The sequence below is a fragment of the Streptomyces sp. NPDC088707 genome (genome assembly GCF_044752725.1).
Lineage (GTDB): Bacteria > Actinomycetota > Actinomycetes > Streptomycetales > Streptomycetaceae > Streptomyces.
Window position 1 is genome coordinate 325846 of the sequence record NZ_JBIVLV010000001.1, and the last position, 12017, is coordinate 337862.

Sequence of the window (12017 nt, forward strand, 5' to 3'; positions counted from 1 at the left end):
TGTCCCGGGCCCGGGTTCCCCCTCGGTGGCAATGTCCGTCTCCGTAGGGGGCTGTGGATCATCCTCAAGTACTACGCGGTGGGGGGAGATCCTCAGCGAGAAGGACGTCGGAGCGGACGGCCGCGTGTGAGGGCCGGGCTGCGGCGGCCGGGCGCGGTGGCGCGCCGCGGCCGCCGTGCGCGCGTCAGTCGGCCGGGCACTCCTTCCACGCCAGGTGGTAGACGGTGCTGATGTCACCGTCCGTGGAGTCCATGGTCATGTAGCTGGTGCTGCTCGGGCTCGACGTGCCGGCGTTCACCCGGAGTTCGGTGTTGATGTTGAAGTTGCGCTGGACACCGCAGGGCGCCCACACCAGTTGGGCCCAGTCGGTGTCGTCGGTCGCCTGCCAGTTGTCCTCGTACGGGCCGCGGAAGGTGTGCGTGCGGGAGGCCGTGTTGGGTGAGCCCTGGAAGTAGTACGAGGCCTTCTCCGTGCTGCTCGCGCCGCGTTGGAGCGAGGCGTAGCCGCGGTAGTCGGCGCTGGCGATCGCGTACGTGAAGCCCTGCGGCACGTGCACCAGAAGGTTCAGCTGGCAGTTCCTGCGGGCCGCCGTGGGCGACGAGCCGCCGCCCACCTGCGCGAGGTACTCGCTGTAGGTGACGGTGAAGGCGGTGTTGTCCTCGGACACGGCGATGGCGGCGGTGCCCAGGGGACAGCCGGATCCGTTCACCGTGGCGATGTCGATGACGATCCTGTCCGGCGGCGGGTCGACGATCGACCCGGGGCCGGCCTGGGCGGGCAGGGCCGAGGCGAACAGTGCGGCGGCCGCCGCGCTCACGAGCAGGGGACCTCTCATGTTTCTCCCATCCGGTGCTTCGGTTCCCGGGGGCCGGACGCACGGGTGCGTCCGAGCCACGGGCGGGGATGCGGCACGCCGCGTTCGGGGGCGGCGGCCGTCACGGACCTACTGCGGTGGAGACCTGGTGCCAGGTGCGGGAAATCGAGAAGGCCGGAAGTACGCAGTGGGGTAGTCCAACCGGCAATGGTTGAACTATCATGCGTATGAACTCTGTCCGACCACACCGCAGTTGTGAGCGGGGATGGTCGAATGCTAGGTGCCCGAGCACGTCGAGACAGGGTGGCGCCCGGCCATTAACCGCACCTCGGAGCACCCCGTTTTTGGCGTGGAAGCGCGCATGACGTCTCTTGACCCTCATGGAGCAGGGCGACGACCCCGGGCCGTGCCGCCCACCCGTCGGACGGCACGTGGACCGGCCGACGGGTGAGCGGAGGGAGCGATCAGTCGACCGGGTGGACCAGTTGACTGGTCAGTTCGTAGCGCGCACCGACGATCGCCAGCCGTCCCTCGCTGATCCGCGAAGCGAGGTCGGGCTCCGCCGCGAGCTGCGCCCGCACACGCCTCACCTGCGCCGAGACGGTCGCGTCGACGCGGGCGGCGCCCTCCTGCGTGTGGTCGATCGCGGGTCTGATCTGGTCGGCGATGTACTGGATGTGCGCGGGAAGCCGCTCCCCCGTCTGCTCCGCGTGGACGGCTGCGGACACGGCGCCGCACGACTGGTGTCCGAGCACCACGACGAGCGGGATGCCCAGCTCCAGCACGCCGTAGGCGACGCTGCCGAGCACCGCCTCGTCGAGGACCTCTCCGGCGGAACGTACGGTGAGCAGATCGCCCAGACCTTGGTCGAAGACGAGCTCGGGCGCGACGCGGGAGTCGATGCACCCGAGGATGACGGCGAACGGATGCTGCCCGGAGACCATCTCCCTCCGGACGGCGAGCGACTCGTGAGGGTGGCGCTCGTGGTGGGTGCGCCAGCGCCGGTTGCCCGCGTTCAGCTCGCGTAAGGCCGCCGAGGGTGTGGTGGGCCGGGGCTTGCCGTTCGCCCGGGGTGTCGCCGATGCCGCCGGAAGGTCCCATGCCCATGCCCCTGCGGTCAGCGCCGCTCCGGTGAGGGCGGTGCGCAGCAGTGTGCGGCGCGAGGAGGAAGTGGCCGCGGAAGGGCCCTGGGATATGTGTGGTTCAGAGGAAGAAGGAGTCACACGAGGAAACGTACGACCGCGTGAGGCCGCCCGGTCTTCCCTTGCCCAACGCTCAGAGCGTCTTTGACAACTCTTGAAGCCACACTGCCGAAGGGTCTCTGAGCCTTCCCTGTCGTGCTCCGCCCGGGGAGCCGGTGGCGGGACGACAGCGAGGGCATCCAGGACGACGCCGACCCCGGCGCCCCGGAGGATCTCTTCGAAGTCCTGGGTGCGGTGGTCGTTCCTCGCCCGCGCGGGGACCCGTCCGTGCGGAGGGCCGTCTTCCCGGTGCCCACCTGACGCGACCCCCGGGCGGCACACGCGCCGCCCGGTTCCCTGTCGAGGAACGAGGCGCCTCAGGGAGAGACGCGGTCCTGGAGGGCCGACTGCCAGGCGGGGGCGGGGATGGTGGGCTTGCTCTCGGGGCGGCGGCCTCCTTGGGCGAAGAAGTCGACCAGCGGCAGCAGGGCCGCGCCGACCGTGACGGCCTCCGGGCCGAGGGTGCCGAGCCCGATGCCGGTCCGGCTGGCCGGGTAGGTGAGCGCGTACTCCTTCGCGTAGCCGGACACGGTGGCGAGGAAGCGGGTGCCGAGCTGGAGGCCGGCCCAGCCGCCGACGAGGATGCGTTCGGGCTGGAAGAGGTTGATGAGGTCGGCGAATCCGGCGCCCAGGTACTCGGCGGTCTCCGCCAGGACGGCGAGCGCCGTGGCGTCGGGCTCCGTGCCGGGCTCGGCCGGGTAGGCCGCCGCCAGCATCGCGGTCAGCGCCGTCTCCTCGTCCGCGCCGGCCGGGGGCACCCCGCCGGCCTCCCGCCACCGCTCCAGGAGGGCTTCGGCTCCGGCGTACGCCTCCAGGCAGCCCTGGGCCCCGCAACGGCAGCGGCGCCCCCGCACCCGTACCGTCAGATGACCCCACTCGATCGCCCGGCCCGGCCCCATCGGGTCCGTGACCACACACGCGCCGACACCCGAACCGAACAGGACGACGACCGCGCTGCGCGCGCCCCGGCCGGCACCGAACCACATCTCGGCCTGGCCCAGGGTCTTGGCGCCGTTGTCGATCCAGTACGGGACGGTCTCGGGCAGGTCGACGGCGGCGCGGAGGAGGCGCTCGAAGGGGACCGCGTCCCAGCCGATGGTCTGGCCGTGCACGACCGCGCCGTCCTCGGGGGTGCGGGCCACGATGCCGGGGACGCCGACGCCGACACCGATCAGGCGGTCGGCGGGCACGTCCGCGATGCGCAGCACCTCGGCGATGCCCTCGCGGAGGTGCCCGACGACGAGGTCGACGTCGTAGCGGGCCGTGCGGGGTCCAGAGGGGGCCAACGGGCGTTCGGTGCGGGCGAGTTCGGTGAGGGTGAGGTCGAACAGCTCGATCCTGACCCGGGTTTCGCCGATGTCGACGCCGATCATGAAGCCGCTGGCGGGAGTGATCCTGACGAGAGTGCGGGGGCGCCCGCCGGCCGAGTCGACGCTGCCCGCCTCCTCCACGAGGCCGTCGGCGACGAGTTCGGCGACCACGTTGCTGACGGAGCCGGAGCTGAGGCCGGTCGCCGGGCCGAGCGTGAGGCGGCTCATCGGGCCGTCGAAGTACAGCCGGCGCAGAACGGCGGTGCGGTTCTCGCGCCGCAGGTCACGCACCGTGCGGCCAGTTCTCGCGTGCACTTTGGTCCCCGTCTCTGAAGTCGTTCGTTGCAACATACCCGCAGTACAAGCCTTGACGCGACCTTCTCATGGGGTTTAACTCACATCCTAAATTAAGCCGATGTTACGGCGAGGCCTCCAGCCGCCCACCACATCGGCGATCCCCTCGTCCCCGAAAGGGCCCAGGAGCCATGCGCAGAGTCAGAGCCGCTGTCACCGGTGTCGTCACCCTCTCCCTCGCCTTCACCGCCACCGCCTGCGGCGGGGGTGAGGGAAGCGAGTCGTCGCCGAAGACCCTCACCTACTGGGCCTCCAACCAGGGCGCTAGCCTGGAGGTCGACAAGAAGGTCCTGCAGCCCGAGCTCGACCAGTTCGAGAAGGAGACCGGGATCAAGGTCAAGCTGGAGGTGATCCCGTGGTCCGACCTCCTCAACCGGATCCTCACCGCGACCACCTCCGGCCAGGGCCCCGACATCCTCAACATCGGCAACACCTGGAGCGCCTCGCTCCAGTCCACCGGCGCCCTCCTGCCGTGGGACGCGAAGAACCTGGAGGCCATCGGCGGCAAGGACCGCTTCGTCGACTCCGCACTCGGCTCCACCGGCGTCGCCGGCAAGGACCCGGCCGCCGTGCCGCTGTACTCCATGGCCTACGCGCTCTACTACAACAAGAAGATGTTCAAGGAGGCGGGCATAGCCAAGCCGCCGGCCACCTGGGACGAGGTGATCGCGGCCGGCAAGAAGCTCAGCAAGGACGGCAAGGCCGGCATCGGGGTCGAGGGCTCCAACCTCTCCAACAACATCCACCAGGTCTTCGTCCTCGGCAAGCAGCACGGCGCCGACTTCTTCACCGCCGACGGCAAGCCCGACTTCACCTCCGACGGTGCCGTCGCCGCCGTCAAGCAGTACATCGACCTGATGGCCGCGCAGAAGATCGTCGCTCCCGGCAACGCCGAGTACGCGCAGAACCAGTCCCTCAGCGACTTCGCCAAGAACAAGACCGGCATGGTCCTGTGGCAGACCCCGTCGCAGACCTTCTCCGCCCAGGGCATGGGCCCGGAGGAGTGGGGCGTGGCCCCCGCCCCCGTCCCGTCGGGCAAGCCCGGCCAGGGCGCCCAGACCAACTCGATGGTCGCCGGTATCAACCTGGCCGTCTTCAAGAACACCAAGAACCTCGACGGCGCGCTGAAGTTCGTGAAGTACATGACGAGCGACGAGGAGCAGGTCGTACTCAACAAGTCGTACGGCTCCGTCCCGCCGGTCAAGAGCGCCCAGAAGGACCCCGCCTTCGCCGACCCTTCGCTCACCGTCATCCGTGACACCCTCGCCACCAGCGCCGCGGCCCTGCCGCAGGTGCCCGAGGAGTCGCAGTTCGAGACGGTCGTGGGCACCGCGGTCAAGGAGCTGTTTGCCGACGCCGCGGCCGGCCGCCCGGTCACCACGGAGTCCGTGAAGGCCAAGCTCGAAAAGGCCCAGCAGCAGATGCCCAAGAAGTAGGCCGCCCCACCATGACCGAGACCGCCGTCGCTCACCCGACCGAGCCGGCGGTGCGCAAGGCCACACCCGGAGAGGCACGCGCACCACGCCGCTCCGGGCGTCGCCGCATCGCACTGCCCTACCTGCTGCTCCTGCCCGCCCTGCTCCTCGAACTCCTCGTCCACCTCGTGCCGATGCTCATGGGCATCACCATGAGCTTCAAGGAGCTGACCCAGTTCTACATCCGGAACTGGGGCGAGGCTCCCTGGTCGGGCCTGGACAACTACACCGTCGCGATCGACTTCGACGCCCCCGTCGGACAGGCGCTCCTGAAGTCCTTCCTGACGACGTGTCTGTTCACCCTCCTCTCCGTGGGGCTGTGCTGGTTCCTCGGGACGGCCGCCGCGATCTTCCTCCAGGAGAACTTCCGGGGCCGCGGCTTCCTGCGGACCCTGTTCCTCGTCCCGTACGCCCTGCCCGTCTACGCCGCCGTGATCACCTGGGCGTTCATGTTCCAGCGGGACAACGGCCTCATCAACCACGTCCTCCACGACCAGCTAGGCATCGGCGACAGCCCCGCCTTCTGGCTCATCGGCGACAACGCCTTCTACACACTGCTCGTCGTCTCGGTGTGGAAGGGCTGGCCCTTCGCCTTCCTCACCGTCATGGCCGGACTGCAGAACATCCCCCGGGACATGTACGAGGCGGCGGCGCTCGACGGCGCCGGCGTCTGGAAGCAGATCCGGCACATCACCCTGCCGTCGCTTCGCTCGGTCAACCAGGTCCTCGTGCTCGTCCTGTTCCTCTGGACGTTCAACGACTTCAACACGCCGTTCGTGCTCTTCGGCAAGGCGGCGCCCGAATCCGCGGACCTGATCTCGCTCCACATCTACCAGTCGTCCTTCCAGACCTGGAACTTCGGCACCGGCTCTGCCATGTCCGTGCTCCTGCTGCTCTTCCTCCTCGTCGTCACGGGCGTCTACCTCCTGCTCACCACCCGCGGAAGGAAGACCTCTGATGTCTGAGCACGCATCCCGGCGCGCGGCTCCGCGCTCCCCCATGGCGGCGCCCCGCTCGTTCCTCTGGGCGCGGCGGATCTTCCTCACCCTGCTCACCGCTTTCGTGGTGCTGCCGGTGTACGTCATGGTCTCCAGCTCCCTGAAGCCGCTGGAGGACGTCTCGGGGAAGTTCGAGTGGTTCCCCTCCGGGCTCACGCTCCGCCCGTACGTCGACATCTGGGAGACCGTCCCGCTCGCCGACTACTTCATGAACTCGATCGTCGTCGCGGGCGCGGCCACGGTGTTCTCGGTGATGGTCGCGATCTTCGCCGCGTACGCCGTCAGCCGCTACACCTTCCGCGGCAAGCGGGTCTTCACGGTGACGGTGCTGTCCACGCAGATGTTCCCCGGCATCCTCTTCCTGCTGCCGCTCTTCCTCATCTACGTGAACATCGGCAACGCCACCGGCATCGCCCTCTTCGGCTCCCGGGAAGGCCTGATCCTCACCTATCTGACCTTCTCGCTGCCGTTCTCCATCTGGATGCTGACCGGCTACTTCGACTCGATCCCGCGCGAGCTCGACGAGGCCGCGAAGGTCGACGGCTGCGGGCCGATCAGCGCGCTGTTCCGCGTCATCGTCCCCGCCGCGTCCCCCGGCATCATCGCCGTCGCCGTCTACGCCTTCATGACCGCCTGGGGCGAGGTCCTCTTCGCCTCCGTCATGACCAACGACACCACCCGCACCCTCGCCGTCGGTCTCCAGGGGTACGCCACCCAGAACGACGTCTACTGGAACCAGGTGATGGCCGCCTCCCTCGTGGTCAGCGTCCCCGTCGTCGTCGGCTTCCTGCTCCTCCAGCGCTATCTCGTCGCCGGCATCACCGCAGGCGCGGTCAAGTGACGTCCCTCTCCACACCCATCACGAAGAGGTTCCCCGTGTCCGAATCCACCGACTCCCGCACCACGCTCGACCTGGAGGCCTTCCCGCCGGACTTCTCCTGGGGCACCGCGACCTCCGCCTACCAGATCGAGGGCGCCGTCGCCGAGGACGGCAGGGCGCCGTCCATCTGGGACACCTTCTCCCGCGTCCCCGGTGCGATCGACAACGGCGACCACGGCGACACCGCCTGCGACCACTACCACCGCTGGCCCGAGGACGTCGCCCTGATGAAGGGCCTCGGCACCGACGCCTACCGGCTCTCCGTCGCCTGGCCGCGTGTCCTCCCCGGCGGCGACGGACCCGTCAACGCGCCCGGACTCGACTTCTACGACCGGCTCGTCGACGGGCTCCTCGACGCCGGCATCACGCCCTCCGTCACCCTCTACCACTGGGACCTGCCGCAGGCCCTCCAGGACCGGGTGACGGACAGCCGCGGCGGCTGGACCGAGCGGGCCACGGCCGAGCACCTCGCCGCCTACGCCTCCGTCGTCGCCGAGCGGCTCGGCGACCGCGTCACCCAGTGGGCCACCCTCAACGAACCGCTCTGCTCCGGCTGGATCGGCCACCTGGAGGGGCGGATGGCCCCGGGCCTCACCGACCTCACCGCCGCCGTCCGCGCCTCGTACCACCTCCTCCTCGCCCACGGTCTCGCCACCCAGGCCATCCGCGCCGCCGCACCCGGCGCCCAGGTCGGCCTGGTCACCAACCACTCGACCGTGGCGCCCGCATCCACCCGGCCCGAGGACATCGCCGCCGCCGCCCGCGCGGACGGCCACACCAACCGCTGGTGGCTCGACCCGGTGTACGGCCGCGGCTTCCCCGCCGACATGCGCGAGCTGTACGGAGTCGAGCTGCCGGAGAAGCCCGGAGACCTGGAGACCATCGCCGCCCCGCTCGACTGGCACGGACTCAACTACTACTTCCCGGTCACCGTCGCCGACGACCCGACGGGACCCGCCCCGTACGCCCGCGAGGTGCGCCTCCCCGACGTGCCGCGCACCGGCATGGACTGGCAGATCGACGCCGGCGGCCTCGAGGCGTTCCTGCTGCGGCTCACCGAGGACTACGGCGTACGGAAGCTGTACGTCACCGAGAACGGCTCGGCCTTCCCCGACGCCGTCGGCCCCGACGGCGAGGTCCACGACCCCGAGCGCACCCGCTACCTGGAGCAGCACCTCGCGGCCTGTGCGAGCGCGCTGCGCAAGGGCGCCCCGCTCGCCGGGTACTACGCCTGGTCCCTCCTGGACAACTTCGAGTGGGCCTACGGCTACGACAAGCGCTTCGGTCTCGTCCACGTCGACTACGCCACCCAGCGCAGGACCGTGAAGACGAGCGGACGCCGGTACGCGGACATCGTCCGCGCCCACCGCGAGGCGAACGCGGGCTGACCGTACGCCCCGTCGCAGTCCTCCGGAAGGCCGCCCCGGTGTCACGGGGCGGCCTTCCGGTGTCCCCGTCTCTTCTGACGTGGACGGTCAGGTGGACTCGCGTACGACCAGCACCGGCTCGAACACCTTCGAGGCAGTCTCGGACGGGGCGCCGTCGAGCTGCTCGACGAGCAGCGTGGCCATCGCGGACGCCATGCGCTCCACGGGCTGGCGCACGGTGGTCAGCTGAGGGCGGGCCTTCCGGGCCGCCACCGAGTCGTCGAAGCCCACCACGGCCACCTCGCCGGGGACGGAGACCCCCTGCTCACGCAGATACTGGCAGGCGCCCTGGGCCATCAGGTCGTTGGCGGCGAACACGGCGTCGATCTCCGGGTGGTCCTTCAGGAGTGCGGCCATGGCGCGCCTGCCGCTCTCCACTGTGAACCTGCCCCGTACGACGGGGACCGACGTCACCCCGTGCGCCGCGAAGGCCTCCCGGAAGCCGTCGAGGCGTTCGTCGGCCGTGGGGGCGGTGACCGGGGCGGCGATGGTGGCCGGGCGCCGCCGCCCGATGGCCCACAGGTGCTCCGCCGCCAGTCGCGCGCCGGCCGGGTTGTCGAGGTCGACGTAGCCGCACCGCTCCCCGTCGCGGGGGCGGCCGAACAGCACCGTGGGCAGGCCCGCCGCCACCAGCATCGACGGGAGCGGGTCGTTCTCGTCCAGCGGCACGACCAGGGCTCCGTCCGCGCCGCCCTGCCGCAGGTACTCGACGAGTTGGGCCCTGGCCTGCTCGGACTCGGCGACGAGCAGCACGGGCTGGATCGCGCGGCGGCGCAGGACCGGCAGGACCCCGTCCACCACGCGTCCGAAGAACGGGTCGGAGAACACCCGGGCGGTGAACGACCTGCCCGTGGCGGAGAGCACCAGGGCCACGGTCCCGGTGCGCCGTGTGACCAGGGAACGGGCCGCCTGGTTGGGTGCGTAGCCGATGCGGGCGATGGCCTCGCGCACGCTCCGCTGGATGTCGGGGGCCACGTTGCGCACGCCGTTGACGACGCGGGACACCGTCGCGCGCGACACCCCCGCCTCGCGTGCGACGTCTTCCAGAGTCGGTCCTCGATTCCCCACCCGCGCACCTTAACGGTGTCGTGTGTCCGGTGGGAGGACGGTCCGCTCCTGGCCGGAAACGGTTGGCGTCGACACTTAATGAAAGCCAAAAGAAAAGTCGTGTCATACGCCTTGACCGTCAACTCGCCCTGCGGGCAAGGTTTCGGGAGAGCGCTCTCCCACGTTTCCCCCATGTATCCAGAGGAGACCCCATGTCTTCCGTCGGGTCCCCGCCGGTCTTCCGGCGACCCGCCTCACGCGTCCGCCGGGCCACCGTCGGCGCACTTGTCACCTCACTGGCCGGCAGCCTGCTCGCCCTCGCCCCCGCCACGACGGCGCAAGCGGCCCCCACCCTGCTCTCCCAGGGGAAGACCGCGACCGCCTCCTCCACCGAGGGCGGCGCCTTCTCCGCCTCCGCCGCCGTCGACGGCGACCTCACCGGCACCCGCTGGGCCAGCGCCTGGCAGGACGCCCAGTGGATCCAGGTCGACCTCGGCAGCAGCGCCACGCTCAGCCACGCCGTCCTCACCTGGGAAGCGGCCTACGGCAAGAGCTACGACATCCAGGCCTCCGAGAACGGCACCGACTGGCGGACCGTCACCACCGTCAGCGCGGGCGACGGAGGCACCGACAACGTCACGCTCTCCGGCACCGGCCGCTACATCCGCATGAACGGCCTCACCCGGGCCACCGGATACGGCTTCTCCCTCTGGGAGTTCCAGGTCTTCGGCACCACAGGCGGCACCGGCCCGACGCTCCCCGGCGGCGGTGACCTCGGCCCCAACGTGCACGTCTTCGACCCGGCCACCCCCGGCATCCAGACCAAGCTGGACCAGGTCTTCCAGGAGCAGGAGTCGGCGCAGTTCGGCAGCGGCCGGCACGCCTTCCTCTTCAAGCCCGGCACCTACAACGGCCTCAACGCCCAGATCGGCTTCTACACCCAGATCGCCGGTCTCGGTCTGCGCCCCGGCGACACCACCATCAACGGTGACGTGACCGTCGACGCCGGCTGGTTCAACGGCAACGCCACCCAGAACTTCTGGCGCGGTGCCGAGGGCCTGACCCTGAACCCGGTCAACGGCACCGACCGGTGGGCCGTCTCGCAGGCGTCCTCGTTCCGCCGTATGCACGTCAAGGGCGGCCTCAACCTGGCGCCGAACGGCTACGGCTGGGCCAGCGGCGGCTACATCGCCGACTCCAAGATCGACGGCCAGATCGGCAACTACTCCCAGCAGCAGTGGTACACCCGCGAGAGCACCATCGGCGGCTGGTCCAACAGCGTCTGGAACCAGACCTTCTCCGGCGTCGAGGGCGCCCCGGCCACCTCCTTCCCGGAGCCCCGCTACACCACGCTCGACACCACGCCGGTCTCCCGCGAGAAGCCGTACCTCTACCTCGACGGCAACGAGTACAAGGTCTTCGCCCCCGCCAAGCGCGTCAACGCCCGCGGCACCAGCTGGGCCAACGGCGCGCCGCAGGGCGAGTCGATCCCGCTGAGCCGGTTCTACGTGGTCAAGCCGGGCGCCACCGCCGCCACGATCAACCAGGCACTGGCCCAGGGCCTGCACCTGCTGTTCACGCCCGGCGTCTACCACGTCGACCAGACGATCAACGTGAACCGGGCGAACACCATCGTGCTCGGCCTCGGCCTCGCCACGATCATCCCGGACAACGGCGTCACCGCGATGAAGGTCGCCGACGTCGACGGCGTCCGCCTCGCCGGCTTCCTGATCGACGCCGGCCCGGTCAACTCCCCGACCCTGCTGGAGCTCGGGCCGCAGAACTCCGCCGCCGACCACGCCGCCAACCCCACCAGCGTGCAGGACGTGTACGTCCGCATCGGCGGCGCCGGCGCGGGCAAGGCCACCACCAGCGTGGTCGTGAACAGCGACGACGCCATCATCGACCACACCTGGGTGTGGCGCGCCGACCACGGCGAGGGCGTCGGCTGGGAGACCAACCGGGCCGACTACGGCGTCCGCGTCAACGGCGACGACGTGCTCGCCACGGGTCTGTTCGTCGAGCACTTCAACAAGTACGACGTCGAGTGGTACGGCGAGCGCGGCCGCACGATCTTCTACCAGAACGAGAAGGCGTACGACGCCCCGAACCAGGCCGCCATCCAGAACGGCGCGACGAAGGGGTACGCGGCCTACCGGGTCGACGACTCCGTGAACACCCACGAGGCCTGGGGCCTCGGCAGCTACTGCAACTACAACGTGGACCCGAACATCCGGCAGGACCACGGCTTCAAGGCACCCGTCAAGCCGGGCGTGAAGTTCCACAGCCTCCTGGTCGTGTCCCTCGGCGGCATGGGCCACTACAACCACGTCATCAACGACACCGGGGCGTCCACGGTCCCCGCCGGCACCTCGACCGTGCCGTCCACCGTCGTCTCCTTCCCCTGACAGCCCCGCCGGGACGCGCCCCATGCGGTGCGTCCCGGCCCCTCACCCCTTCCGGGCGGCGCC

Annotated in this window: 10 protein-coding genes; 6 read left to right on the forward strand and 4 right to left on the reverse strand. The window is 70.2% G+C overall.

Features of this window, described 5'->3' with window-relative positions:
• Positions 1–184: 184 nt before the first annotated feature.
• Positions 185–835 carry a DUF4360 domain-containing protein gene (locus ACIP84_RS01640; RefSeq protein WP_401793231.1) on the reverse strand — a complete coding sequence of 217 codons (651 nt, stop codon included), beginning with the start codon at positions 833–835 and terminating at the stop codon, positions 185–187.
• A 443-nt stretch (positions 836–1278) separates the two neighbouring features.
• Positions 1279–2037, reverse strand: a complete 759-nt coding sequence (locus ACIP84_RS01645) for a carbonic anhydrase (protein ID WP_401793234.1) — start codon at positions 2035–2037, stop codon at positions 1279–1281.
• Between the two features lie 114 nt (positions 2038–2151).
• Here ACIP84_RS01645 and ACIP84_RS01650 point away from each other — a divergent pair, with 114 nt between their 5' ends.
• Entirely contained in the window at positions 2152–2316 is a 165-nt protein-coding gene (locus ACIP84_RS01650; protein WP_401793237.1) for a hypothetical protein, read from the forward strand.
• A 56-nt stretch (positions 2317–2372) separates the two neighbouring features.
• Here the strand turns inward: ACIP84_RS01650 and ACIP84_RS01655 are convergent, their stop codons facing one another.
• The gene (locus ACIP84_RS01655) at positions 2373–3680 is read right to left on the reverse strand and encodes an ROK family protein (RefSeq protein ID WP_401793240.1); all 1308 of its coding nucleotides are present in this window, start codon (positions 3678–3680) and stop codon (positions 2373–2375) included.
• 170 nt (positions 3681–3850) lie between these two features.
• Here ACIP84_RS01655 and ACIP84_RS01660 point away from each other — a divergent pair, with 170 nt between their 5' ends.
• Genes ACIP84_RS01660 through ACIP84_RS01675 form a run of 4 tightly spaced genes read left to right on the forward strand, consistent with a single transcriptional unit; the run spans position 3851 to position 8460 of the window.
• Complete coding sequence (locus ACIP84_RS01660) at positions 3851–5155, forward strand: extracellular solute-binding protein (RefSeq protein WP_355970336.1); 1305 nt, start codon at positions 3851–3853, stop codon at positions 5153–5155.
• Between the two features lie 11 nt (positions 5156–5166).
• Complete coding sequence (locus ACIP84_RS01665) at positions 5167–6159, forward strand: carbohydrate ABC transporter permease (RefSeq protein ID WP_401793243.1); 993 nt, start codon at positions 5167–5169, stop codon at positions 6157–6159.
• Between the two features lie 34 nt (positions 6160–6193).
• On the forward strand, positions 6194–7033 hold the full coding sequence (locus ACIP84_RS01670) for a carbohydrate ABC transporter permease (RefSeq protein ID WP_401795596.1): 840 nt from the start codon (positions 6194–6196) through the stop codon (positions 7031–7033).
• Positions 7034–7068: 35 nt separating this feature from the next.
• On the forward strand, positions 7069–8460 hold the full coding sequence (locus ACIP84_RS01675) for a GH1 family beta-glucosidase (RefSeq protein ID WP_401793246.1): 1392 nt from the start codon (positions 7069–7071) through the stop codon (positions 8458–8460).
• An 87-nt stretch (positions 8461–8547) separates the two neighbouring features.
• On the opposite strand, the gene ACIP84_RS01680 is transcribed toward ACIP84_RS01675, so the two are convergent.
• Positions 8548–9567: a LacI family DNA-binding transcriptional regulator gene (locus ACIP84_RS01680; RefSeq protein ID WP_401793249.1), complete on the reverse strand. Its 1020-nt coding sequence runs from the start codon at positions 9565–9567 to the stop codon at positions 8548–8550.
• Between the two features lie 191 nt (positions 9568–9758).
• Here ACIP84_RS01680 and ACIP84_RS01685 point away from each other — a divergent pair, with 191 nt between their 5' ends.
• A complete protein-coding gene (locus tag ACIP84_RS01685) occupies positions 9759–11954 on the forward strand; it encodes a discoidin domain-containing protein (RefSeq protein ID WP_355968384.1) in 2196 nt (731 codons plus the stop codon).
• Positions 11955–12017: the final 63 nt, after the last annotated feature.

Excerpts from the sequence above, each read along its gene's own strand:
- ACIP84_RS01660 (WP_355970336.1), top strand. The coding sequence starts at position 3,851 with ATGCGCAGAGTCAGAGCCGCTGTCACCGGTGTCGTCACCCTCTCCCTC.
- ACIP84_RS01685 (WP_355968384.1), top strand. The coding sequence starts at position 9,759 with ATGTCTTCCGTCGGGTCCCCGCCGGTCTTCCGGCGACCCGCCTCACGC.
- ACIP84_RS01670 (WP_401795596.1), top strand. The coding sequence starts at position 6,194 with ATGGCGGCGCCCCGCTCGTTCCTCTGGGCGCGGCGGATCTTCCTCACC.
- ACIP84_RS01640 (WP_401793231.1), bottom strand. The coding sequence starts at position 835 with ATGAGAGGTCCCCTGCTCGTGAGCGCGGCGGCCGCCGCACTGTTCGCC.
- ACIP84_RS01665 (WP_401793243.1), top strand. The coding sequence starts at position 5,167 with ATGACCGAGACCGCCGTCGCTCACCCGACCGAGCCGGCGGTGCGCAAG.